22 protein-coding genes are annotated in these 26041 nt (G+C 42.5%); 15 read left to right on the forward strand and 7 right to left on the reverse strand.

The annotated features are described in order from the left end of the window. The first annotated feature begins 124 nt into the window (after window positions 1–124). Window positions 125–691, forward strand: a complete 567-nt coding sequence (locus AK823_RS00895; RefSeq protein ID WP_068325502.1) for a hypothetical protein — start codon at window positions 125–127, stop codon at window positions 689–691. On the opposite strand, the gene AK823_RS00900 is transcribed toward AK823_RS00895, so the two are convergent. Then, complete coding sequence (locus AK823_RS00900; RefSeq protein WP_068325504.1) at window positions 683–1447, reverse strand: DpnI domain-containing protein; 765 nt, start codon at window positions 1445–1447, stop codon at window positions 683–685. The genes AK823_RS00895 and AK823_RS00900 overlap by 9 nt on opposite strands. Before the next feature lie 170 nt (window positions 1448–1617). Between AK823_RS00900 and mltG the strand changes: the two genes are divergently transcribed. Both mltG and tmk read left to right on the forward strand, forming a co-directional pair. Next, entirely contained in the window at window positions 1618–2883 is a 1266-nt protein-coding gene (mltG, locus tag AK823_RS00905; RefSeq protein WP_068325507.1) for an endolytic transglycosylase MltG, read from the forward strand. A gap of 88 nt (window positions 2884–2971) precedes the next feature. Continuing rightward, entirely contained in the window at window positions 2972–3679 is a 708-nt protein-coding gene (gene tmk / locus AK823_RS00910) for a dTMP kinase (RefSeq protein ID WP_068325509.1), read from the forward strand. 196 nt (window positions 3680–3875) lie between these two features. On the opposite strand, the gene AK823_RS00915 is transcribed toward tmk, so the two are convergent. Continuing rightward, the gene (locus tag AK823_RS00915; RefSeq protein ID WP_068325511.1) at window positions 3876–6260 is read right to left on the reverse strand and encodes a sodium:proton antiporter; all 2385 of its coding nucleotides are present in this window, start codon (window positions 6258–6260) and stop codon (window positions 3876–3878) included. Between the two features lie 823 nt (window positions 6261–7083). Here AK823_RS00915 and AK823_RS00920 point away from each other — a divergent pair. From AK823_RS00920 to AK823_RS00950, 7 genes are all read left to right on the forward strand, one after another. Next, a complete protein-coding gene (locus AK823_RS00920; protein ID WP_082785590.1) occupies window positions 7084–8538 on the forward strand; it encodes a Do family serine endopeptidase in 1455 nt (484 codons plus the stop codon). 144 nt (window positions 8539–8682) lie between these two features. Then, complete coding sequence (locus tag AK823_RS00925; protein WP_068325512.1) at window positions 8683–9960, forward strand: hypothetical protein; 1278 nt, start codon at window positions 8683–8685, stop codon at window positions 9958–9960. Between the two features lie 267 nt (window positions 9961–10227). Further along, a complete protein-coding gene (gene dapA / locus AK823_RS00930) occupies window positions 10228–11133 on the forward strand; it encodes a 4-hydroxy-tetrahydrodipicolinate synthase (RefSeq protein WP_068325514.1) in 906 nt (301 codons plus the stop codon). A gap of 90 nt (window positions 11134–11223) precedes the next feature. Beyond that, window positions 11224–11547, forward strand: a complete 324-nt coding sequence (locus AK823_RS00935) for a hypothetical protein (protein ID WP_227514092.1) — start codon at window positions 11224–11226, stop codon at window positions 11545–11547. A gap of 88 nt (window positions 11548–11635) precedes the next feature. Next, window positions 11636–12349, forward strand: a complete 714-nt coding sequence (purC, locus tag AK823_RS00940; RefSeq protein ID WP_068033906.1) for a phosphoribosylaminoimidazolesuccinocarboxamide synthase — start codon at window positions 11636–11638, stop codon at window positions 12347–12349. 171 nt (window positions 12350–12520) lie between these two features. Beyond that, window positions 12521–13156, forward strand: a complete 636-nt coding sequence (locus AK823_RS00945) for a DNA-3-methyladenine glycosylase (RefSeq protein WP_068325516.1) — start codon at window positions 12521–12523, stop codon at window positions 13154–13156. Between the two features lie 71 nt (window positions 13157–13227). Then, entirely contained in the window at window positions 13228–13539 is a 312-nt protein-coding gene (locus AK823_RS00950) for a YqfO family protein (protein WP_068325518.1), read from the forward strand. Between the two features lie 153 nt (window positions 13540–13692). Here the strand turns inward: AK823_RS00950 and AK823_RS00955 are convergent, their stop codons facing one another. Both AK823_RS00955 and AK823_RS00960 read right to left on the reverse strand, forming a co-directional pair. After that, on the reverse strand, window positions 13693–14340 hold the full coding sequence (locus AK823_RS00955) for a PepSY domain-containing protein (protein ID WP_068325520.1): 648 nt from the start codon (window positions 14338–14340) through the stop codon (window positions 13693–13695). 1068 nt (window positions 14341–15408) lie between these two features. After that, complete coding sequence (locus AK823_RS00960; RefSeq protein WP_068325522.1) at window positions 15409–15612, reverse strand: CsbD family protein; 204 nt, start codon at window positions 15610–15612, stop codon at window positions 15409–15411. 453 nt (window positions 15613–16065) lie between these two features. On the opposite strand from AK823_RS00960, the gene AK823_RS00965 reads away from it, so the two are divergent. Together AK823_RS00965 and AK823_RS00970 are read left to right on the forward strand one after the other, a co-directional pair. Then, window positions 16066–16737, forward strand: a complete 672-nt coding sequence (locus AK823_RS00965; RefSeq protein WP_158510465.1) for a TetR/AcrR family transcriptional regulator — start codon at window positions 16066–16068, stop codon at window positions 16735–16737. Between the two features lie 107 nt (window positions 16738–16844). After that, the gene (locus AK823_RS00970; RefSeq protein ID WP_068325525.1) at window positions 16845–19088 is read left to right on the forward strand and encodes a molybdopterin oxidoreductase family protein; all 2244 of its coding nucleotides are present in this window, start codon (window positions 16845–16847) and stop codon (window positions 19086–19088) included. A 205-nt stretch (window positions 19089–19293) separates the two neighbouring features. Here AK823_RS00970 and AK823_RS00975 read toward each other — a convergent pair whose 3' ends face one another. After that, window positions 19294–20625 carry a D-amino acid dehydrogenase gene (locus AK823_RS00975; protein WP_068325527.1) on the reverse strand — a complete coding sequence of 444 codons (1332 nt, stop codon included), beginning with the start codon at window positions 20623–20625 and terminating at the stop codon, window positions 19294–19296. Window positions 20626–20690: 65 nt separating this feature from the next. Then, window positions 20691–21443 (reverse strand): aminomethyltransferase, encoded by a 753-nt coding sequence (locus AK823_RS00980; RefSeq protein WP_068325529.1) that lies wholly within the window; start codon window positions 21441–21443, stop codon window positions 20691–20693. A 249-nt stretch (window positions 21444–21692) separates the two neighbouring features. On the opposite strand from AK823_RS00980, the gene AK823_RS00985 reads away from it, so the two are divergent. Next, window positions 21693–22046 carry a zinc ribbon domain-containing protein YjdM gene (locus tag AK823_RS00985; RefSeq protein ID WP_068038859.1) on the forward strand — a complete coding sequence of 118 codons (354 nt, stop codon included), beginning with the start codon at window positions 21693–21695 and terminating at the stop codon, window positions 22044–22046. Window positions 22047–22193: 147 nt separating this feature from the next. Further along, entirely contained in the window at window positions 22194–23495 is a 1302-nt protein-coding gene (hemL, locus tag AK823_RS00990) for a glutamate-1-semialdehyde 2,1-aminomutase (protein WP_068325531.1), read from the forward strand. A gap of 107 nt (window positions 23496–23602) precedes the next feature. On the opposite strand, the gene AK823_RS00995 is transcribed toward hemL, so the two are convergent. Then, window positions 23603–24001 carry a lysozyme inhibitor LprI family protein gene (locus tag AK823_RS00995; RefSeq protein ID WP_158510466.1) on the reverse strand — a complete coding sequence of 133 codons (399 nt, stop codon included), beginning with the start codon at window positions 23999–24001 and terminating at the stop codon, window positions 23603–23605. 277 nt (window positions 24002–24278) lie between these two features. On the opposite strand from AK823_RS00995, the gene AK823_RS01000 reads away from it, so the two are divergent. Further along, window positions 24279–26039, forward strand: coding sequence for an AMP-binding protein (locus AK823_RS01000; protein ID WP_068325533.1), 1761 nt, complete (start codon window positions 24279–24281; stop codon window positions 26037–26039). Window positions 26040–26041 lie beyond the last annotated feature (2 nt).

The following is a 26041-nucleotide window of genomic DNA, read 5'->3' on the forward strand; positions in this document are numbered from 1 at the left end:
ATGCCAGCTAGACTATCAAAAGGTCTCAAAAGAAGTGATCGTCTTTTGTTACGTGGACTTGTGTAATAAAGTAAATCGATCAATGATCCTTTTTAAATAATGAAGGTTAAAAGGATAAACGTTGATGTGCCCAGTTTATGAAGAAAAGAGAATCCCACTACAAATTCGTCGCTTGATGGTTTTTGATGAAATTTGCCAATTAGCAAGAAGCAGACCTGATGAAATAGTGCATTTATCACCTTATACTCAATTAGCGTTTGGTGTCATGTATTTACAAGACTTCAAAAGGCTTATTGCTTTTGGCGGTGTGTTTGAGTATGCGCACACGCGTGAGGAAGTTATCGAGCAGCGTATCAATGTAATTCCTAACGATGAGCTGGTTATGTGTGCATTAACGGTTAATTTAAAACCATTTACCAAACCAGCGCGCAATGCGATTCAACTGTTATGGCAGTGGAACAGTTACGTCAAAAACAGAATGCATGCTTATATCGATTATCGTGAAGAGCATTTCTTTAAAATTAACGATGAGATTGATTGGGAATATCCAGCGCATAAGTTTCATGAGCGCTTAGTTGCCAGCGCGTGTTTACCACTATGGGATGACAGAGATGAACTGATTGCTGATATTTATCGTGATAAAAAAGGACAGCCTAGACCTGAGCGATATAACGAGACGCGATTAGTATAATTTCCGATAGTGACCGGGGCTTACAAACTCAATAATGCCTTTATCGCGTAGAACTTGTAATTGCTGGCGGATTTTATCGTCAACGTGGTTATTATCAGGATGTTTGAGCCGTAGCTCATTGGCAAAAGCATAAACCTGCTGTAAAGAAAACTTGTTATCAAGTTTATCGATACATTGCCAAACATCTAATGTCCAACCACGTGTCTGCTGTGTTTGTTCACGCAGAAATAAGGTTTTTTGAAATTGTTGGGTGACTTTTTTTCGCAGTATCACTTGTTGGTTTTTGACTAGAAATACTTTTCCTGATTCTGGCACTTGACGCAAGTCGATATTGCAGCCAACCCAACCTGCGCGTTTGGCAGTGATTGATAAAGGTTTACGTTTTATAATCATGTCCGGCTTAAAAAAATGCTTAGGAATGATTAAAAAATTATTAACGGTGCATTCTTTGGAATAAGTCAAAAAGAAAAAGCTTGGATTATCCTCACTATTGATACGCTCAATCATAGTTTTATAAGCGCCATCATTGATAACGTTGCTTAATTTTGCTTTCTTACTTTTTAGCTCATATTGCTCGTTACAGTTTGAACAATAAAAATCAGCGACCGGTCTGCCATTAGCAAATTCAGCTAACGGCTGAGTGCTACAGTTCGGACAGTAACCATTGTTTTTCACCCATGCCTCACTGAGTACACGAATTTTTTGAGCTTGAGAGTTATAATTTTTAGCAAGACTTTGATTGAAATGTAAATTCATAATAAGTTTTCGTTATTAATAAGAAGGCGTAGAAATAGTAATAGAAGGCATGAGTATTAAGCCATATAATTTAACCTAAACATCAAGTTAATTGATAAGCTAAGCAAATAACATTGAAAATCACACGGTTCAGTGCTAAATTCTAGCAAACATCTGCCTCGCGAGTTGCCATGAGCAAGCCTACACCTGAAACGCCTCCTGAACGTCCTAATGATACTCCATCAGATAAGCAAGATGGCGCTATCAACGATCCTGCTAAGACACCTCAAGACTCTGAACCAGATAATAAAGTACCCGCGACAGATATTTCGCTTGTCAATGGTAAAAATTCCCCGCGCAAGTACAAAAAAGACAATCAATCGTTTTTTATGCAGCGTGGCTATCAGATTTTATTAGTCTTAGGCTTGATAGCCGCGTTTTTATTAGTGATGGTTTATCAGACGTTATTTGGTCGAATTGATCAGCCTGAGCAAATGGTTACGATTGAGCAGGGTGACACTTATTACGGCTTGCTACCACAGTGGCAACAGCAAATTCCGCTGTTTTCCGCCAGTATTGCCAAGTTTTATATCAAGTCGCAAATAGATGCGCCACTGCATGCAGGTATCTATCAATTGCCGGAAAACCCGACGATAGCAGAAGCATTGCAAATCTTGCAACAAGGCGCAAAGGTAGCGATGGTAAAGGTGCAAATCATCGAAGGCAAAACAGCGGGCGATTTGTATCAGACCTTACGTGACAACCCTGGTATTACCAAGGAGGTGCTGACGAGTGACAGCGACAATGCCAGTATCGCACAAGCATTGGATTTGGCTGGCATATTGCCTGACGCGGTGACTAATAGTAGTGACCCTATCGTTAGCTACAACCTTGAAGGTTGGTTCACCCCTGATACCTATTATTATGGTGAGGGTGCAACTGATAAGCAGGTGCTGACTGATTTATATAAGCGTCAGCAACAAGCGCTGACTCTAGCTTGGGAAAACCGTGCACCAGATTTGCCATATAAAACGCCTTATGAAGCACTGATTATGGCCTCCATTATCGAAAAAGAGACCAGTGTGCCTGAAGAGCGTGAGCTGGTGGCTGCGGTGTTCACCAATCGGTTGAATCAAGGGATGCGCATGCAGACGGATCCGACCATTATTTATGGTATGGGGAGTCGCTATGAGGGTAATATTCGCCGCAAAGATATCGACGAAAAAACATCGTACAACACTTATCAAATTGATGGCTTGCCACCAACGCCTATCGCTCTGCCATCTGCTGCTTCTATCGAAGCCACATTGCATCCTGCTGATAGCGAAGCCTTATATTTTGTAGCAACGGGTAATGGTGGTCATAAATTCACCAATAGCTTAGCTGATCATAATCAAGCGGTAAGAGACTACTTAAATGTGATGCGTGAAAAGAAATCACAAACGCCGCCGGAGTAGGTTGGTAGCAATCAGCCTTTGATGTAAAATTATAGTCATAGAAGAAATTTCACAGTAAGCAAAGATATTTGAAATACAAGGCAATACCATGTCAGCATCTATAAACGCACAATCGTCTCAACTGACTACTGATAAGGTAGCGTCTGACTTAGAAACTGTAGAGAAATTAGGGCGTTTTGTTAGCTTTGAAGGTACCGAAGGCGTGGGGAAAACGACTGCCATTGAGCAGCTATGTACGCGTCTAGATGCGGCCGGTATTGATTGTCTGCGCACACGTGAGCCTGGCGGTAGTCCGTTCGCTGAGCGCCTGCGTACTATCTTGCTAGACCCGGCAACCAACATAAACGATGACACTGAGCTGTTGCTATTGTTTGCGGCTCGCTGCGATCATATGCAGCAAGTGATTTTACCCGCTTTGCAGCGCGGTACTTGGGTGATATGCGATCGTTTTACGGACTCTACTATTGCTTATCAAGGTTTTGGGCGTGCGCAGGGTGATAGGGCAGTATTAGCAAAGATTAATGTACTCATTGAGCAGTTTATCCCAAGCTTGCCTGAGCTGACACTGTGGCTTGATCTACCAGTGTTGGAGGGCATGGCACGTGCAGGGAAACGTAGTGCGGCTGACCGCTTTGAGCAGCAGGCGATGGAGTTTTTTACCCAAGTATATGCCGGTTTTACCGCGCTCGCTACAGCGCATCCTGAACGTATTCGTCGTATTGATGCCTCGGGTACTGCTGATGAGGTTAGCGCACGTATATGGCAAGAGATTGAATCTCAGTTTAAGATTAATTAACGATGCTGTTATTCGATGCTATGATTTAACGTAACTAGTAATTGTTCAGCGTAACCTATTAGTTGTTCATTTAGTTGTTCATTATTAACTGTTAACAAGCAACTATTAAATTAATAGATATAAAAAACCCCAGCTATTATAAGCTGGGGTTTTTCTATTGCCTTAGAACAAAATACTCTTACTAAGCTAAACGCTTTTACTGCTTATCTGAACTGTCATCAGCTTTTATCTCGACGGTGTCAGTCTTAGCAGCAGTCTCTTTATCAGCAGTAGTATTTTTGTCCGTGTCAGGTAGACGGTTTGGATCCAACGACCCTTTCTTGTTTTTGGGTGCGCTGCCACTACCATTGGCATTGGCTTTTAACGTCGCCACTGAGCTGGATGCTTTATGCTCTGACTTTTTAGCCTCAGGATTTTTAACTTCTGTGCTTTTAGTTTCAGAATTTTTAACTTCAGCGCTTTTAGCCTTTGGACGAGTAGGCTCTAGGTTAGCAGTCTCTAGGCTATTAGATGCAAGGCTAGCAGGATTTTCTTTGGCAGTCACTTTATCCAAATCCGTTAACGACTCTATCGCTGGTGCAACAGTTGGCTGATCCGATTTCTCACTCTGATCTTGATTCTGGTCAGTTAATTCAGCTTTAGTTTGCGTTTCAGCTGCGCCGTCTTGCTCAGCTTCATTATCTATACCCTCAATCAACTCTTTTTCTTTACGCTTTTCAGGCGCTTTTGAGTTGGCTTCAAAATGCGCATCAGCAACGGCACGTGCTTGTACCTGCTTGTGAGTGACATCTACTGGCTTTGGCTGTATATCGTCATCGACGACCAAAGCGACCAGCTTACGATCCCGTGGCACATTACCATCGAACTTGTCCGTAATGACGCTCAGCTTACCTTCTTTATCAAGCGTATATAGCGGGACGTATTGCTTGTTGTCCGCTTTGTATTGCTCAAAAGTATAGCTGTCGGTGATGTTGGTAATCTTAATACGCGCTTTTTTAGATAACATGCTGGCAAGCTTGGTATAAGTGACATCTTTGCCAAATAACCACTGGGAATGAAAGTTTGCCTGTTTAGTATCACGCTCATTTTTGACTTTTTCGTCACTGAATTTAAGACGGAATATCTTTTGCTCACCAAACTCATGACGGTAATGAATCTCTGATAGCGTATTTAGCTCTTTATCCGTACTCATGGCAAATAGATGACCAATACCGATTAAGTCAAGATGATGGTCAGCGTGATCTGAGACTGGATTACCAAAATAAGTACGCAGACCGCTCATACGAGCACCCGCGATATTGGTATAGTTATTATGCGCGACGATTACATCGAAGCCTTGATCTCGCAGAGAAGTCGCAACCAATAACGCTATCGGGTTGGAACCAACGACCAAAATACCATTGGTGGCAGGCTCACGCACACCCAATAAGTTACCGACCATTTTTGCGCCCAAGCCTTGAATCATGACCGTACCGATAATGACCATAAAGACTAGCGGTACTAACAGCTCAACACCTTGAATATCATACTCTTGCAGACGTATAGCAAATAGGGAAGAGATGGCGGCGGCAACGATACCACGTGGGCCAATCCAACTGATCATCAGCTTTTCATTGGTTTTGAGATTAGAGCCAATGGAAGATGCCCAAACGGATAGTGGACGCGCTATGAACATAACGATGGCAAGTAATACAAGTCCTGCAAAACCTACACTCATCAAGCTTGCTAGCTCTACACGAGCAGCAAGAATAATAAATAATACAGAGATTAATAAAACGGTCAGCGACTCGTTAAATTCCAAAATCGTATCGCGTGGGAATTTTGGCCAGTTCGCAAGCGCAACGCCGAGTACCGTAACAGTTAAGAGACCAGATTCGTGCTCTAAGTGATTCGATACCGAAAATAGCACTAAAACAAAGGCAAGGGTGAAGACGTTACGCAGGAACTCAGGCACCATATGACGGCGCATTAAGAAGGCTAATACCCACGCGCCCGCCATACCGAGTGCTGTCGCTAAGACAACAATTTTGGCAAATAGCAAGATACTGCTGGCCTCACCACCTGAGATAATGTACTCGTACACCAATACTACCGCAATCGCGCCGATAGGATCGATGATGATACCTTCCCATTTGAGGATATTAGAGATGGTTTTATTCGGACGCACACTACGCAGTAGCGGCATAATTACCGTCGGACCAGTCACACAGACTAGCGCCCCAAATAGCAGCGCAATGAGAGGATCGACATCGAACAACAGATAAGTCGATAGTGCCACTATAGCAATGGTAATTAGTACGCCGACTGACACCAGCATCTGCACTACGGTACCGTGCTGCTTAATTTCATCGAACTCTAGGGTCAACGAGCCTTCAAACAAAATAATTGCTACACCCAAAGAGATAATAGGGAACATAAGCTCGCCTAAAACCAAATCAGGGTCGAAGTAACCCAATACTGGACCGACAATAATGCCGATGAGTAACAAAAACAAAATGGACGGTTGCTTTAAGTACCAAGCCAACCATTGGGCGGCGATGCCGATCCCAACCACGCCGGATAACAATAGGGCGGTATCCATAAATTAATCCTTTTATAAGCTTGTCATACTGCATATACATTAGGGTGTGCTTACAATCTAACAGCGGCTACTTGTAAACGTCAAATAGACCCTAAGTTTTGCTATAGCAAATGGTTATTGCAAACGGTTATAACGGTTTTATTTACCGCTAATCATCATAAAGGGTATTCAGGCCATAGGGTAATTGGCAAGAACAGTCGTAGAAATCAACATAATAGGAAAAAGCGTTCAGAGACCTATACAAGTCATCTGATAATGCACAAACAGATAGAGCGAAACAATAAAAGTAAAACCTATAACTTGATAAATTTATCAAAGAAATAAGTGGTTTTTATTGTAGACTTTTGTCTGTTATTTAAATTATTTGGCTTGTTATCATACCATGATTTAATTTTGCTTGTGTTAAACGCACTGCGCGTGTGGAGATATTAAGCTATTAATGACAATGTTTATTTACGATAAGCGGCATCACTTCATAAGGTGTTTTTTGTATATACTCATCTGTATACAAGGAAGCAGGTACGTAGCCATGACGAATGTTATCCTGCATAATATAAACACGATAGAACAATCACTAAGTTTTTCTAAGATAAGGATATCTTGAGAATGGGACAGAACTTACGCTGTAAGTGTATTGACTTATAGATAGTAATAAGAGTTAAGTGAATGTATAGCAGTCTTTGTGAGTAGACGTTTATTCAATAATAATGCAGATTGGTGTTTGATAGTTTAGTGAGAATAAGCTGACATCATCATATAAATGACTAAAACATAAAAAAATGAAACTCAAAATAATTGAACTTTAAAAACGGGGAATAATAATATGAAGAGTCAACCAATTGCTCATAGGATACAGCGTAAACTAAAGGCTAGCCTGCTAGCAGCTTCGTTAAGTACGGTTATGATTACAGCTGGTACAGTGGCTATCAGTGCAATGACTATCTCCAGCGCCCAAGCGGCAGTCATTACTGCTGATTTTTCTGATCTTGTCCAGCAAGTAACCCCAGGCGTGGCGCGAGTCAACGTTACCAAGACGGTCAGTGAAGCAGAGCTGGCTAAAGCCCAAACCGCTGACTTATTGCGTCAGTTCTTTGGTGACCGCATACGTATCCCTGAACAGGCAGCAACACCAGCAATTGAACATGCTTATGGCACGGCGTTTTTTGTGACGTCTAACGGTTATATGCTGACCAATCATCATGTAGTGGAAGGCGCAGATAAAATTACCGTTACGCTAAATGATCGTACAGAGCTTGATGCCACATTGATTGGTAGTGATGAGCGCTCAGATGTAGCCGTGCTAAAAGTTTCAGGCAGTCAATTCCCAGCTTTGCCTATTGGCGATTCTAATATCATAAAAGTCGGTGAGCCAGTATTGGCAATCGGTTCTCCATTTGGCTTTGATTATTCAGCCTCTGCTGGAATCGTGAGCGCTAAGTCTCGTAGCTTTTCGCGCGAGACCAGCGTGCCCTTTATTCAAACTGATGTAGCGCTTAATCCTGGTAACTCAGGCGGGCCATTATTTAACCAGCGCGGTGAAGTGATCGGCATTAACTCACGAATTTTTAGTGGTACAGGCGGCTATATGGGCTTATCGTTCTCTATCCCCATAGATGCTGCGATGGATATTTATGAGCAGCTCAAATCTAACGGTGAGGTAACGCGTGCTTACTTAGGTATTTATCCGCAGGATATAGATCGTAATTTGGCAGAGGTTTATAAGTTGGCACGTCCACAAGGCGCACTTTTGACCCGCGTATCGCCAGACTCGCCAGCTCAAAAGGCAGGACTTAAAACAGGCGATATTATCTTACAATATAACGATATCAAAATAATGCGAGCATCTGATCTCCTAAATCTCATTAACCGTGGCAAACCTAATGAGACGTTTCGTGCGCAAGTACAACGTGATGGTAAACAGCTGAACGTATCGGGTAAGCTTAGTCATGCGCCAAGTGATGTCCAAGCGCAAGGTCGCGATCAGCAAGATAATGAGGTGCGTGTAGGCTTGCGCTTACGTAACTTGACCCCTGAAGAGCAAGCGGAGCTAGCTACGGATGGTAAGACTGGCGTGCTAGTCACCGCGGTTGATCCAACAGGATTGGCGGCGCGTTCAGGTATCATGGCAGGGGACGTCATCACCAACTTACATCAAAAGCCTATTGCTAAAGCTTCAGATTTTTCTAGTGCTATCTCATCACTACCAACCAAGGGCGTTGTGACTATTGAAGTTATGCGTCAGGGTATACCAGCGATTATCGGTCTACGTATTGAGTAAGGTCAGTTGTGAAAGGACAGTAACGAATGATAGCTGATGGGGCTTGTTTATCGTGGACATCGCCCCTTATAATGGCTGGTTTTTTATCATAAGTTAGTATTAGGGTTTTTTATTTTTGTACGTCTATATTATAGCTAGGTATTCATGATTGACCACGCCGTTTATACGCTAAGTATGCTTACCGCAACAGCACTGTTAGCGTACGTGATACTGTGGTCAGGGTTACAAACTTTTAATGCCAATCCTAGCAAGCGCTTTATGCGCATATGGCCAAAGTTGGCATTGTATTATGCGGCTTACACCATGCCGATTTGGGCGCTGCTATTGGTGATCGGTCGAGCACAAAACGTGACGCCAATGCTGGCGCAGTTATCACTACCGATAGTAGTGATTGCGATAGTAGCGATGGGGTTATATTTTTATACCGTTATCGTGCAGCCTAATTGTTTGCGCCTGCACCACCAAACGGTTGATATTGGTTTAAAAGCACCCTTGACCGTAGCGGTATTGGCAGATTTACGGATTGGGTTATATAGTGGTAAACCGCGACATATACGTAAACTTGTTGCGACAATTAACGAGTTATCAGCGGATGCGGTATTGATTACTGGTGATTGGCTTTATTATCCGGGTGCCGATTTAGTCGGGCAACTGATGCTCTTTAAAGGAGTCAATAAGCCTATTTATACGGTAATGAGTGTTTCAGACTTGCGCTATCAGTCGATGAATACCACCAAACAGGGGCAGCCATTATTAGAAGATACTTTAGCTTGCGCCTTTGATGTGCTCGACATTACCTATATTGGTCAGCAATGCCGATCCCTGCCGCCGATATCTACCCGTTCCGCTACAAATAATCCTCAAAGTGTGCGATCGCAAGGCTCAGATCTTGCACCTCATATTGCGATGTTGTGCGGTTGGCAGGATATGCCGCCGTATTATCTTAAAGGCGCAAGCTTACAAGTTGACAATGCACAGTCTTGTAAAAATCCAGTAACCAAACCTTCTAAGATAGATAAATCTACTCAAAATATCACCGCCAATAGTGATGTCATTGTGGTAGCCGACAAAGCAGAACTTTGTACTAAAATCGAAAATGCTGTGTTACCAGTTATTATTCTTGCCTCACGCTTTGATAGTATTACAGATTTGCCAAAAGCATTGCAGCCAAGACCACTACTAATTGCAGCTGCTGCAAAATCAGTAAAACCGAGTGACAATTTAAGTCAATCATCGCCGCAGCAACGTTCTAATAGCGAGGCTGGTATTAAATCCACTATTGTCTCTTATACTGGTTTTGATAATAGACGCGGTTTATATCAACATGCTAGCGCACAGGTATTCGTGAGTAGTGGTATTGGTACACGTGGGTCACCATTTCGTCTGCGCCGTCCCACCATCGACGTATTGACGATTCGTTGAGAGTAAGCAAAAGGTTTTACCCATGCTGATAAGTTGCGCTAGACTTAATTGTGAGCCAAGAAGAAAAGTTAAGTTTGAGTTCTCTAAAAATAATAGCCAATTGAAGCTCAATTGTTAGTGAGCGATTAAATCAAAATATGCTACACTATCGGGCATTTATATTAGTAGTTGATGTTAATATTTAATGAAGCAGGGCAGCAGTCCTTGCACACGACCTATCATGTAATAGCTTTAACCAAAGCTAGGACAATACAGTAAGGCACAGTTATGAGTACAGCATACGACGACATCAAGACCCGACTACAAGGCTCAATGGTAGCTTTGGTAACGCCCATGCACCCTGACGGCAAGGTCGATTATAAACGTCTGGCAGACCTCATAGACTGGCAGATCGAGCAAGGCACCCATTGCCTCGTTGCGGTTGGAACCACTGGTGAGTCTGCTACCTTATCTATGCAAGAGCACAGTGATGTCATTCACTATTTTGTAAAGCATGTTAACGGCCGCGTACCAGTCATAGCTGGTACGGGCGCCAATAATACGACTGAAGCTATTAAGCTGACCCAAGACGCTAAAGAGGCTGGCGCAGACTGTGCGCTGTTAGTTGCACCTTATTATAATAAGCCGCCACAAGAAGGCTTGTACCAGCATTACAAGGCTATTGCTGAAGCAGTTGACATACCGCAAATGCTCTACAATGTGCCGGGTCGTACGGTCGTAGACATCGCACAACAAACTGTAGAGCGTTTAGCTGATATCGACAATATTGTAGCTATCAAAGATGCAACTGGTTCTGTTGGTCGCGGTGAGCAATTAATTAAAGCTGTCGGCGATAGAATTGTCATCTTATCTGGTGATGATGGCACTGCGCTTGATTTAATGAGAGTAGGCGCAAAAGGTAATATCTCTGTGACCGCCAATGTCGCTCCCAAATTGATGAGTGAAACCTTCACAGCCGCTCTGCGTGGTGATTTTGATACAGCAAGTGCGGCACATGATATTGTTAAGCACTTGCATCGCGATCTATTTATTGAGTCGAGCCCTATTCCAGCAAAATACGCGTTACATAAAATGGGTATGATAGATACTGGTATCCGTCTGCCGCTAGTATGGTTGGCTGAAGAACACCATGCCACTATTGATACCGCTTTAGTACGGGCCAACTTACTATAAATATCGGCTAGAAGTTGATTATAGATGCGGTGCTAAATATTACCAGCACCGTCTCCATATGAGTGTCGATTGCTAACTCTGAGAGATAATATGATGAAAGCATCATTAACTACCCCAAAACGACTTACCGCTATACTCACTTTGGTTTTAAGCAGCACTTTAGTATTGAGTGGCTGTCAAGCTACTAAAGAGCTACTTGGCAAGCGCGACAATGGCAGCTTAGAATATCAAGACAGCAAAAAACTTGCCCCACTAGAGCTGCCTGTAGCTCAAGAAGCCGCGCCATTTGTACCGTTATACCCAACACCAAATCTTGGTGCCAACACGCTTAAATTACAGAACCAATCAGGCAAACAGTATCAACTACCAAAGCCTGAGCGTGCAGTTCCAGTGACTGCAACACCTACTAATTAAAGATTTAGATCCCCAGTTATACCGCCAGTCTTTTGGCGGTAGTTGCGCGTTTTTATCATATAAGTTTGAATGAACAGGACCCTCCACCATGCAAAAGCAACAATTGCTCTATAAAGGCAAAGCAAAATCTGTCTATGAGACTGACGACAATGATTTTCTAATCTTACACTTTCGTGATGATACCTCTGCCTTTGATGGCAAGCGAGTTGAGCAGTTGGCACGTAAAGGTGAGGTAAATAACCGCTTTAACGCTTTTATTATGCAAAAGTTAGCAGAAGCTGGTATCGAAACTCATTTTGAAAAGCAGCTGTCAGACAATGAAGTATTGGTTAAGCGTCTCGATATGATTCCAGTGGAATGCGTCGTGCGTAACTTCGCTGCAGGTAGTCTGGTACGTCGTCTGGGTTTGGAAGAAGGTCAAGCACTTACGCCACCTACTTTTGAGCTATTCTATAAAGATGATGCACTTGGTGATCCAATGGTTAACGAATCATTGTCGGTGACGTTAGGCTGGGCGAATGAAGAGCAATTGGCGCAAATGCAAAAGCTAACTTACCAAGTTAACGATGTACTTAAAGCCTTGTTTGAAGCTGGCGATTTGATGCTAGTGGACTTTAAATTAGAGTTTGGTGTGTACCATGATCGCATCGTCTTAGGTGATGAATTTTCGCCAGATGGTTGCCGTATTTGGGACAAAAACACTAAGAAGAAACTTGATAAAGACCGCTTCCGTCAGTCATTAGGTGATGTCATTGAAGCTTATGAAGAAGTTGCTAAGCGTATTGGTGTGCCATTAAGCTAAATGCCTTATTAAGCTTATGCTGAATACGGATAAAATAATTATAAAGAACTGAGCCCTGCGCTCAGTTTTTTTATGCAAAAAATAACTGAACCACCAAGAAAGATACACGACTAAGAGGCCTTATTATTCATATAATAAATTTTATTTTTTAAAACAGGCTGATTGATACCTATGTCTAAAGCTATTACAACCACTGTGCTAGAGCCAATATGGTTTACTCGTCCAACGTGTGTGGTTGCCGCTGACTTGGTGGGTAAGGTGCTTTGTAGACAGTTAACTGATAGCGATGGTGAGGTCAAAACATTGCGTCTGCGTATCTCTGAAACTGAGGCTTATATCGGTGAAGATGATCCTGCCTGTCATTCGCATGCAGGCACTCGTACGTCACGGACTGAGATTATGTATGAGCAAGGTGGGGTGTTTTATGTCTATCTTACTTATGGCGTACATCACATGCTTAATTTAATCAGTGGGCCTGCAGAGTCACCTGAATCGGTATTAATACGAGCTGGGTTTTTAACGGACTGTAGTGATCGATTGATAGATGAGCAGCATCTTAGCGCTGACAAACAATTAACGCATTCAAAGCAGTTTGCTGGCCCAGGTAAACTGACTAAACGTCTGCAAATTGACCGCACTTTATATAGTAAAACTATTAGTCCTGCATCAAATGTCTGGATTGAAGATGATGGTTGTCAGCCGCCGTTATCGCTACGTCCACGTATCGGCATTGATTATGCTGGTGATGCGAAAGACTGGCTACTGCGTTACGTATGGACGGATCATCCTTCTTTATCAAAAAAGTAAAGGGTATGATTGTTTTGCATGATTTCTTTTTGGGTGATTTCTTCATCAAACTAAAACTATGAGGCCAATGTATGTATAAATTGACGGTTTTTATTCCAGACAGTGCTTTAGAGCAGGTCAAATCTGCACTATTTAGCGCGGGTGCTGGGACTATCGGTAATTATGAGCAGTGCTGTTGGCAAGTACAGGGAACGGGGCAGTTCAGGCCGTTGGAAGGCAGTACGCCGCATATTGGTATGCATGACAAACTTGAAGAAGTTGATGAGTGGCGAGTTGAGATGGTAATAAATGAGGAGTTTATTCACAAGGTCATTAATGCCTTAAAAAATGCTCATCCTTACGAGACACCTGCATATGATGTCATCAAGGTTTTAGATTTTTGAGGGTAAGTTTTGCAAAGGCAACAGTAATTGCTTAAATATCAGAGACGAAAAAAAGGCCAAACAAAACCAAAGACTGGCTTGTTTGGCCTAGGGCACCAAAACTTTAACGATGCCAAAAGCTTAACTTCGTGCTAATGCTGATTTCATTAATAATCAGTCTTTTTTAACCTTGATTACATCTAGGTTGGGATAGCTAAGCTCAATCTCATAATCTTGTCCGCCACGTGTTGCCTCAATCTCAAAGATGCCGCGTTTTTTCTTCTCATCGAGTTCGATATCTGTGACTCGATAGCCCATCGCACTGACCTTTCTGATCGCACGCTGCCTAATCACTGGATAACGTGATTCGTTTTTGAGCCTATCTTCGACATTGTGACTTTTCTTTTTACCCTTGTCTTTGTACTGACCATTACCATAGTTTTGCTTGTTGTGTTTGTTCTTATCTTTACGATAATCATCGTTATCTTGCCAGTCGTTTGACCAGTCTTTCTTAACTGAACTGATACGCTGAAGGTCAGGATAAGTGTATTTTAATTCGTAAAACTGATTTTTCTTTTTCGCATGGACAACAAGTATTTGACGACCACGATAGTCATCAGACCTGATATTTACTACATCGTAACCGCTGCGACGTAGCTCTTGGCGTAATTGCTGGCTAGCACGACTGAAACTACCATCACGGTAGACTGGTTTATTATCGTAACCTGATGCCACAGTACAGCCGACGGTTGCGCCTAATAGCGTTACTGCCAAACCTGCTGAGACGGCAGTTTTCATGGTTAATCGAGATAGGAATGTCATAATCTATTTACTCCTCTAGTGAATCAAAGCGCAGTATGCAAATATTTTTTTATCATTACCATTTGTTAGATTATTCTAGATTTATAATAGGTATGACATATTAGAGTGATTAAGGAAATAGCTTCTTAAACTCTCGTATTCATTTGTTATTCTGCTCTTTGAAATAATTTCTTACATAAGCATAGTAGTCCACAAAACTTGATAACAAATGTCGGTAGCGTTAATAAAGTGTAAACGATATGTGTGCGCCCGTAAGAATTCAATGACTTTTGAACAATGGTAATCAGTAAGTAGTAGGTTTATTGCTAACTAGCTAGCGATTTTCACTATAATTAAAGGTGTATAAAGAAAATAAGTTAATAAAAATTATATTATTCACAGTGGTTTCGTTGCTAGAAATTTCAGTAGAAGAGAAAGAGTGTAAATAGGGTATAATTTTGACTGAAGTGATATATACCTCTGCAAGTCAATTTGTATGGGCATTCTATCAATTGATTTGCATGTAAATTTGTCGTTTGATCAATGAAATGACTAAAAATTTACTGTATAAAAATTAAGAATATATCATTTTGAAATATTCGTGTAAGCATATGCTTACAAGCAATGACGTTTATGCGACTTAACAGGAAGGTGATAATTTGACACTATAGTCACACGGCATTAGGGAGTGTGACTCAAGGATTGAGTTAACCGCATTAGGGATAATGAGTCATTTACTAGCATCAGGATGATAATAGTAAATGAAGTAAGGATGCACAACCTTTGCTGATAACCGTAGTAAAAAGGGCAGGATGCCCAGTATCACAATATGCTGAATATTATGCAAGGATGTATAAGAAACAGTCGTGATAGGTAACATGGATAGTTAACAATAAAACCGCATAACAATTATTTGCTATGCGGTTTTATCGTGTCTAGATATTGAGAAAGTCTTAATAGATTAAACATCTCATACTTCTTTTATTTTTCAGTCGTTGTTCCAAAAACACCTACCAAAATTTATATAAATATTAGTCAATAAAAAACCGCATGAACTCATGCGGTTTTTTTATTTAAATAAATGGCAATCTAGTATTTATTTTCGCGGCGCCAGTCGTCTACTTCACGTTCAGCATCATCTTTACTGTGACCGTAACGCTCTTGAACCTTGCCTACTAGTTTGTCGCGACTGCCTTCAACATGTAATAAATCATCATCAGTTAGGTCAGCCCATTTTTGCTTAACTGAACCCTTCATTTGGTTCCATTCGCCTTTTAGAGTATGTTCGTTCATTGTTATTTTCCTTCTTTTAATTATTAAATTGGATTTTGAGACGTTTCTTCCATCTGTCTTTCTTTGATTTGTAACTTTATTCAGTAGCTATCGGTAAATATCAATAGGCTAGCTGGTGATATCTAATATAGGCGTTCAAAATTGCCTTGTCTGTATACGCAATGTTTAGAGTGTTGCTCTTTTATAGAAATTAGCATGCCTATGTTATGAGTCCCATATTTGTGTAATAACTAGCGTAGTTTCCAGCAAAATACGTAAAAATAGTAAGCAAATTTAAAAGTAATTAGTAAAGATATAAAGGCTCAGTAAATATTTTTTTAAAAGAATTAAGCTTTGCTGCAGATTTAATTATAGACTTATTGTCTAAATGACTATAGCCTTATAGTTGAAATAATAAATACATTATATGCTTGATCAAGCTACGGTAGATTGACAGTGAGTGCATTTAACATAGTGAGTTCTAACAAATTAGAAACAAAACGTGAGCTGGCAAAAGCGAAAACGCGTCATACCCTGCTAAAAAGTGCCTTGCAGCTGTATAGCTTAGAGGGTACTTATGGCATGAGCATGAATAAAATTGCGAAAGGCGCAGGTATTGCCCAGCCCAGTTTTTACAATCATTTTGATAGCTTAGATGCGTTGCAGCATGAGTTGAGCGAACAGCTTAAAGATAACTATTTATCGCCCATGCGTATGGCTTGGGTGAACATGCTAAGAGACTATGCAACGCTGACCAGAGATCAATTCAATCAGCGTTGCCAGCACTGTTTGACCATGATTTTTGATGTGGCGTTTCAGAATATCGAATTGTTTCAACGCTTAATCGAAGACAGTCTGCGCTATGGTTCAACAGTAGAAGATAGAGGCTTGGGAAGTCTGATTAGCGAGATACAAACAGAGTGGACGGATATATTCATGCAAGGATTACAGTCAGCCGAGTGCTCTTTTGAGAAATCTGAAGTTAACCTCTGTGTCGATATCGCTGCTGCCCAAGTACATGAATTGATATTGGGCTGCCATCAACAACGTTATTCACGACAGCAAGCAATTACGATGTTGAGTAAGAACTTTGATTCACTGTTCAGCAGTTTTTTTACAAAAGAATTGCGAAGAGTAAATGGCTAATTATTTAGTAGCTAGCCATTAAGGTTATTAAAGATATTGAAGTCATAAAAGTCATAAAACGGAATTTATATCGAAACAAGATATTAGAAATAACAAGGAGCGCGACCATGGCTAATGAACAAATCAAGATGAATGAGCAAACCCATTTTAGAACCTGCAATTTATGCGAAGCCATGTGTGGCATCGTCATCCAGCACGATGGTGACAAGGTGTTATCGATTAAAGGCGATAAAGACGATCCATTCTCCCAAGGTTATATTTGTCCAAAAGCGACTGCCTTGCAGGACTTGCATGAAGACAATGATCGCCTGCGTCATCCGGTTGAAAGAACCGCTAACGGTTGGAAAGAGATTAGCTGGCCAGATGCTCTAGATAAAGTGGCGGCTGGTATTCAGTCGGTACAGAAAAAACATGGTAAAAACGCTCTTGGTATTTATTTAGGTAATCCTAACGTCCATAATTTGGGCGGTATGTTAACGATTAAGCATTTACTCACCAGTATAAAGACGCGCAGTCGTTTTTCTGCGACTTCAATCGATCAACTGCCACACCATATCGTGAGTATGCATCTGTTTGGGCATATGCTGCGCATCCCTGTGCCTGACGTCAATCGTACCCAATATATGCTCATCATTGGCGGCAATCCGCTGGCGTCTAACGGCAGTATTATGACCGCCCCGAATATGCGCCAAAAGCTCAAAGACATCAAAGCCCGTGATGGCAAAGTGGTGGTAATAGATCCAAGACGCACCGAGACGGCAGATATTGCTAGCGAGCATCATTTTATTCGCCCAGCGACCGATGTCTTACTATTACTTGCCATGCTTAATGAAATCTATTTACAAGGTTATGCGGACAAAGCGCGCGCTAAAAATAATAGAGCGGCGGCCCTAGCGCCAGAGATTGAGCGACTTGCAGACTTTGCCAAAGACTATAGCGCCGAATCCGTAGCTGATATTACTGGCATTTCTGTAAGTGAGATTAAACGACTGGTCAAAGAGTTTTGTGAAGCCGAAAGCTCCGTCTGTTATGGGCGCATGGGCGTATCAGTGCAAGAGTTTGGCTTATTAAGTCAGTATCTCATTATGGTCATTAATATTGTCACAGGCCGCTTGGATGAAGTTGGTGGCCTGATGTTCCCCAATCCTGCAGTCGATGTGGTCAATAACTCAGGCCCAGGCTATTTAGGTAAGCGCCATAGCCGCGTGAGTAATTTGCCTGATTTTAATGGTGATTATCCAGTGGTTGCGATGGCGGATGAGATGCTGGTAGAAGGCGCGGGACAGTTAAAAGGATTTATGACTGTCGCTGGCAACCCTGTACTCAGCACGCCCAATGGTGAAAAATTAGACGAGGCGTTTACCAACTTGGACTTTATGGTCGCTATTGATTACTTCGTTACTGAAACCAGTCGTCATGCCCATATCATTTTGCCACCCGTATCACCACTAGAGCGCGATCATTATGACGTTACCTTTAATAATTTTGCCGTACATAACGTAGCTAAGTATTCAAAAGCTTTATTCCGTAAGAAAAAAAGTGCCAAACATGACTGGCAAATCTACTTAGAATTGGCAAAACGTTTAGATAAAAAAGCACCACTAGCAACCAGAGTTGAGCGTCTACTAGTAAAAGTTTTGGGACCGAAGTTTGTGCTCAATCAAGGTCTAAAGCGTGGGCCTTATAAAGGTCTAAATTTAAAGAAACTAAAGAAAAATCCGCATGGCATTGATTTAGGGCCTCTCAAAAGAATGCTACCAGAAGCATTAAAACATAAAGACAAGCGAATACATCTCAATGTGGATTTTTATCAAGCAGATTTAGAGCGCGTACAGGAGATGATGCAGGATTATGATGATCAGCAAATATTATTGATTGGTCGTCGCCATGTACGTAGTAATAATTCGTGGTTGCATAATAGCTATCGGTTGGTAAAAGGTAAGCCACGCTGTACGCTTATGTTGCATCCTGAAACGGCTAAAGAATACGGTATTGAAGATGGTCAAAGCGTAAAAGTTACCTCACGCGTTGGCAGTGTGAATATCATCGCAGAAGTCACGGATGAGCTGATGCCAAGAGTGGTGAGCATCCCGCATGGTTGGGGTCACGGCCGTAAAGGTGTGAAACAAAAGATTGCGCAAGCGCATGCCGGTGTCAGTGTCAATGACTTGACGGATGATACGTTAATCGATCAGTTGAGCGGTAATGCGGCGGTCAATGGCGTACCAGTACAATTGGAAGCAATTGAGCCTGAAGCGGTTGATTTGCAGACTACCGATTCAAGCGTTGATTCCGAAACTGAATCTTCCAACATTGAATCTTCCGATATTGAGTCAGGAAATGCTGCATAAAATTAGCATTGCGCTAAATTGAAAGTCCAACATTTGGGGGTCAGTTCATAAGGGCGTCTTTTTTATATCTATTATTCGCTTATGGTTTATACAAGGTGAATACGTATTACGTATGGTTAGTAAAAATTTTCTTGCTTGCTATGCGCTATGCCAGACAGAGGCTGCGAAAATTTCTACCAGCCAAAATATATTGGCTTTAAAGATACTATCTATGAGAACTCACACCAACAAAGTCAAAATCGACTAGCGGTGTTTCGCCCTGTATCAATAAGCTAATAGCTTTTGCCGAGCCACAAGCATGCGTCCAGCCAAGCGTACCATGACCAGTATTGAGCCATAAATTGTCAAAACTAGCGCTTGTATTGTGACTACCGTGACGGACTTGACCCTTATGCGCGCGTCCTATTAACGGTACGTTTGATGGGGTCATCGGTCTCAGTCCTGTCCAATATTGCACAGAGTTAGCAATGATGCCTTTCGGGAATAGCTGCTGTACACGGCGAGTGATAGCTTCACAGCGTGTGCTATTCAAATCCAAATTGTAGCCATTGAATTCTGCCGTGCCAGCAACGCGCAATTTATCGCCAAGGCGTGAGGTCACGAGCTTAAACTCATCATCAATGAGACTGACAAAGGGTGCTAGGTGAGGGGCGCGCGGATTGATTTGATAAGTGGCCGAGTAGCCTTTGGCAGGGAAGATAGGCAGGTGAATATTGAGAGGCTTCATTAATGCAACGCTATAGCTGCCAAGTGCCAGTACATGGCTGTCTGCACTAAAGGTTTGCGCATTTTCGCCCTTGGGACGGATAGTGATGCTATGGATATGCGGACTAGTAGAGTGGGCGTCAGCGTTTAACGTCAAAACCTCCGTATCATATAAGAACTGCACGCCAGCCTTGGCGCAGCGCTCAGCTAAGCGCTGAGTAAATAGATGGGCATTACCTGATTCATCACGGCTGGTATAAGTAGCGCCTTTGAGCTTATGGGCAACAGGGTAGAGCGCTGGCTCCAGACTGACGGCATTATTGATATCAATGATATGGCGTTCGCAGCCTAGCTCTTGCATACGCTGTGTTGGCACAATGGCGGCATCAAACTCAGCCTGGTCGGTATAAAAATGCATGATACCGCGCTTTTGCTGCTCGTAATCAATACCGATATCAGTACGCAGCTGCTGCAAACTATCTCGTGAATATAATCCTAGACGTACCATTTGTACCAGATTGGCATCAGCTCTATCTGCGCGGCACTCTTGCAAGAACTGCATTGCCCACTTAAGCTGCGCCTTGTCAGCGCGTAAGCGATACAGTAGCGGCGCATCCTCTTTAAACAACCATTTAAGCGCTTTCATTGGGGTAGTAGGATTGGCCCAAGGAGTCGCGTGCGAGACGGATATCTGCCCACCATTGGCAAACGAGGTCTGCATTCCCGCTGCCGATTCACGCTCAATGACGGTCACATCATAGCCTGCTTGGCGAAGATACCATGCAGTGCTTACACCCACCACGCCTGCTCCGAGTACCGCAATATGTGTCATGAGGAAAATCTCTTAGTGACTGTTTTAGCTGCTTATTTGACAGTTTGCTACGGTTCAAACAAAAGCTATTGTGGACGCGCAACATCGGCTTGGAGTGCTGGCGGTAATTCTAATAGGGTAAGTTCGCTATCATCAAGGTGTGCTGGGCGTGCAACAACTAATGCTTCAAAGCCTTCGGCAGTAGCAACGGCATTGACCACTTGGATTTTATCAAGCTTGTCACCTGCTGCTGGGACATCACCTGAGCCTTTCACATAATGTAAAAATGCTTTGGGTGCCGCTTTAAAGTAAATGCGAGCAATGACTTCTTGACCCAAATAGCAGCCTTTATCGTAGTCCATACCACCGCGTTGATGGAGGCGCAGCTCTTGCGGCTGAAATTGACTTTGCGTTGCTGCCACGATCCAATAGTTACCGTTTTCGATACTGCACTGCATCCAAGCTTGAGTATCTGCTGGCGTATTATGATCGTCCTTATGACTAAAGGTCGGCTCATCAGCGAGCACACAAGGGTAAATCGCTATCGGTGCGCTAGTCTCAAACTTTGAAAATGCCCCGAACTTTTTTACATGCGCTTGAAAAGACTCAGCGCAATCGGCACTGATCACTACATCAAAGTGCTTTTCCGCTTGTTTTTTAATCCAAATACCGAATTCAATACGACCTTTTAAATTGCTAAGCGCCGCTGCTTGATAGCTAAGTCCGAGCTTGGTGACATCACAAGTCAATTGCCCTTGTAAGAATTTTTCGGCATCCTCGCCTTGGATGGTTAATTGTGCAAACTGCGGCAAAGTCGATACATTTAAAGATTGAGTCATTGTTATTATCCTTCTGATGGAAGTTTGTCCTAAAGATAGAGGTATTAAAACTATATAAGGCTAGGAAGAGTACCACAAAAAACAAGGTCATAAAAAACGCTGTGGTTAAGCTTTAAATTGGGCACAGCGCCCAGTTTTCAACCGTACAAATTGGTTAAAGGGTACGAGTTACGGTACAATGTTATAACTAGGCTAGAGTCTAGGCTGGGTCTAGAATAAACCTAAATGATGATGGCTGCCGAGGAAATTATGAGCTTACCAAATTGCCCAAAATGTGATGCTGAATATACGTACGAAGATGGTGCGTTACTGGTATGTCCGATGTGTGCTCATGAATGGACGGCGGATGAAACGGATGCGGCGCAAGCTGAAGACCAAGACGCGGTCATTCGTGATGCGGTCGGTAACGAGCTGCAAGATGGTGACGCGGTTACTGTCATTAAAGACTTAAAAGTCAAAGGATCGTCTACCATTATTAAAGTAGGTACTAAGGCAAAAAGCATTCGTCTATTGCCAGATGCTACTGACGGCCATGATATTGACTGTAAACTTGATGGCTATGGTCCGATGAAGCTTAAGTCTTCGGTAGTTAAAAAGGCTTAAATTAATACGTTTCGTTTAAAAGACGTTACTAAAATCTGAGAATAATTAAGTAGCAAATTGACCTGTAATAAAATAACAGAAATCATTAAATAGTAGATCGACGAATAAAAAGCCACTAAATAAAAAACCATTAAATAGAGAGTAATTATGAGCACTAAAAACGAACAGCTTTTCGCGCAAGCACGCAAACATATCCCAGGCGGCGTCAACTCGCCAGTCCGCGCCTTTGCAGGGGTAGGTGGTACGCCAATCTTTATGCACCGTGCTAACGGCAGCAAAATCTATGATACTGAAGACAATGCTTATATCGACTATGTCGGCTCTTGGGGTCCAATGATTTTGGGTCATGCGCATCCAAAAGTGATCGATGCGGTCAAAAAAGCCGCTGATGATGGTTTAAGCTTCGGTACACCAACACCGTTTGAAACTACTGTTGCAGATAAAATTTGTGAAATCGTCCCGAGTGTTGAGATGATTCGTATGACCAGCTCAGGCACAGAAGCGACCATGAGTGCGATTCGTCTGGCGCGTGGCTATACCCAACGTGACAAAATTGTCAAATTTGAAGGCTGCTACCATGGTCATTCAGACAGTCTGCTAGTAAAAGCAGGTTCGGGCATGCTTGATATTGGTGAACCAACGTCAAAAGGTGTACCAGCAGACTTCGCTAAGCACACCATTACGATTCCTTATAACAACCCGCAAGCGATTAAAGACTGTTTTGAGAAATGGGGTGAAGAGATTGCCTGCGTTATCTTAGAGCCGATCGCTGGTAACATGAATATGGTTATTCCGACCCAAGAGTTCCACGATACCTTGCGCGCAGAGTGTACAGCGAATGGTGCGGTACTGATCTTTGATGAGGTCATGACGGGCTTTCGCGTTGGCCTTGGCGGTGCACAAGCACACTTCGGTATCGACCCTGACTTGACTTGCTTTGGTAAAATCATCGGTGCAGGCTTACCCGTTGGCGCTTTCGGTGGTAAGAAGGACATCATGTCTTGCATCGCGCCACTTGGCGGTGTCTATCAAGCGGGTACGTTATCAGGTAACCCACTGGCGATGCGTGCTGGTATCGCTATGTTTGAAGACTTAACGGCAGACGGTTTCTATGATGAATTATCAGCGAAAGTAGATAAGCTCGTTGATGGCTTTCAAGCGGCTGCTGATAAGCATGGTATTAACCTGCGTACCAATAAATTGGGCGGTATGTTTGGTATGTTCTTTGTCAGAGACAGTGAGACCACTGTACCGCAGAATTTTGATGACGTGACAGAGTGTGATATGGACGTGTTTAATACGTTCTTTCATGGCATGCTAGATCGCGGTATTTATTTGGCACCGTCTGCTTATGAAGCTGGATTTATGTCTATCAAGCATAGCGATGCAGACATCGAAGCATCGATCAAAGCGGCTGATGAGATATTTGCAGAAATGGCCAATGCTTAACCTATTCTGATTGTTCCAAAGTCATAAGCACCATTAATAAAAGCAATAAAAAACCAGTACCTTAAGAGGTGCTGGTTTTTTTGTGATTATCTACTTTTTATGCTCATCTAATTACTTTTGATGTTTTCAATGTCGGCATCTAACTGCATGCGTCGTTGTTGTGTATAAGTGGTCAAACAACCATTGAGTACCATTTGATAAGCACTACCGCCACGAACCGAATGGGCAGAAAACTGGCAAGCTTTGTCTCGAAAATCAATCCATGCCAGTTGCACCGTTTTTAATTGCTGTTTCTCAGAGCTATCAAGCAAGCGCTGAAAGTTGCGGTAAGACTGGTTCAGTTTTTGGTCTTCTACGGCCAACTCAGCTGCAGTACACTGGTTAATATCGGTCTGAGTATAGGTATTATCGCAGGTGTTTGCTGCGAATGCTTGAGCACTGACAAACAGTCCTGATGACAGTAAAGCAAGGCCGCCGACTTTTTTAATATGGTTCATGATAAACATATAACCTCCTTCCTTGTATGGAATGACATTTAGCATAACATGGTTATATCTCGAATTTATGAGTGGTTTGGTGAGCGTGTATACGCGATTGCACCTACATTTTTAAGCTAATCGATCCAAGTTTTTGCCCTATATACTGGTAATCAAAAGCGATACGTATAGACTAAAAAATACTGCTAATGACGAACCAAATAAAGTGACTCAGTCGCTTAAAAAATTGTTATTAGATTGTGCTATTCTGAGAATAATCATGATAATTAAGCAAGGACGCTAACCGATGAATACTAGCTTTGACAATAATGCGCCTAGCAGTACTATTCCACCGCTGTGGCAAGCCGCGTATGAGAAGTATGGGCTAAGAAATAATCTAAATGTGTTAGAAGATAAGCACAATCTGATAGATTTATTACAACCAAAGATTGATCAGCACAGTGATTCTGTGGCTTTTAGTATGGGGCCTGCAACGCTAACCTTTGCGCAGTTAGATATCGCTAGTCGCCGCTTTGCCGTTTTTTTGCAAACACAAGGAATAAGCAAAGGCGACCGCATTGCTGTACAACTACCAAATATATTGCAGTATGCCGTGGTATTACTTGGTTGTTTGCGGGTGGGTGCGGTACTGGTCAATGTTAATCCAATGTATACCCACTATGAGTTGGCGCATCAGCTGACGGATGCTCAAGCCAGTGGTCTTATCGTCCTTGATGGTATGAGCACAGCTTATGAGCAGTTAGAGAATGACGTTAAGGCGCAACTAAAATGGGTCGTTAGATGTTCTATAGATTCTAACGCTGCACCTTCTGATAATGATATTGCCTTATTAAGTCAGATTGGCTCAAATCAAACCCATTCAGCCAATGATTCACATAGCGTACCAGTATCAGCAACTGCTACTGAATCATCGCAAGAAAACATAGCACCTGATAACATAAAGTTTGCACACATTATGCAATCGCAGCGCGCAGAAGACTTGAAAGACGTCACTATTGAGCGCGAAGATTTGGCATTGTTGCAGTATACCGGTGGTACGACAGGTAAGCCTAAAGGTGCGATGCTCACGCATTACAATGTCATGGCAAATGTCTGTCAGTGTTATGCGATGTTTGGCAGTGCGATTGAAGCGGGACGTAGCGAGCAGATTAAAATACTCAATCCGCTGCCGCTCTATCACATCTTCTCATTTACTGTTTGTGGTTTGCTTGGTATCTATGGCGGTTGGGAAGATATATTGGTTACCAACCCACGTGATATCGACGGATTAGTCAAGATCATCGAGCAGCATCGTCCGCATGTTATTCCTTCAGTCAATACTTTATTCATTGGTATGCTCCATCATCCAAAATTTGCCAGCCTTGATTTTAGTCGCTTGGCGTTATCTATCGGTGGTGGCACCGCGATCATCAAAGCAGTATCTGATCAGTGGCAACAAGTCACCGGTATGATTATCAATGAAGGTTATGGCATGTCTGAAACCTCTCCAGTTATCTCTTTTAATCCACCTGGGATTAGCAGTTTTAATGGTAGTGTTGGTTTGCCGTTAGCAATGATGGATATCAAAATCATTGACGAAAATGGGTCAGCTTGTGCTATTGGAACGCCTGGAGAAGTGGGCATCAAAGGCCCACAAGTAATGCGGGGCTATTGGCGCCAAGACAACACTGACACCTTTACCGAAGGTGGCTATTTTAAATCAGGTGATATCGGGATAATGGATGACGATGGCTTTTTGACGCTTGTGGATCGTAAGAAGGATATGATACTGGTCTCGGGGTTTAATGTTTATCCAAACGAAGTGGAAGCTGCGTTGACTGAGCATCCAAAAGTGCTAGAAGTGGCGGTAATTGGTATTGAAGATGAGCACAGCGGTGAAGTGCCTAAAGCTTTTGTAGTCAAAAAGGATTCGAGCTTGACCGTAGAAGAGTTACAAGACTTTGCAAGCGAGCGTTTAACAGGTTATAAACGCCCGCAGTCATATGAGTTTATCGATGAATTACCTAAGACGGCAGTAGGCAAAATACTGCGTAAATCTTTGCGCTAAAT

The organism is Psychrobacter sp. P2G3, assembly GCF_001593285.1.
GTDB lineage: Bacteria > Pseudomonadota > Gammaproteobacteria > Pseudomonadales > Moraxellaceae > Psychrobacter.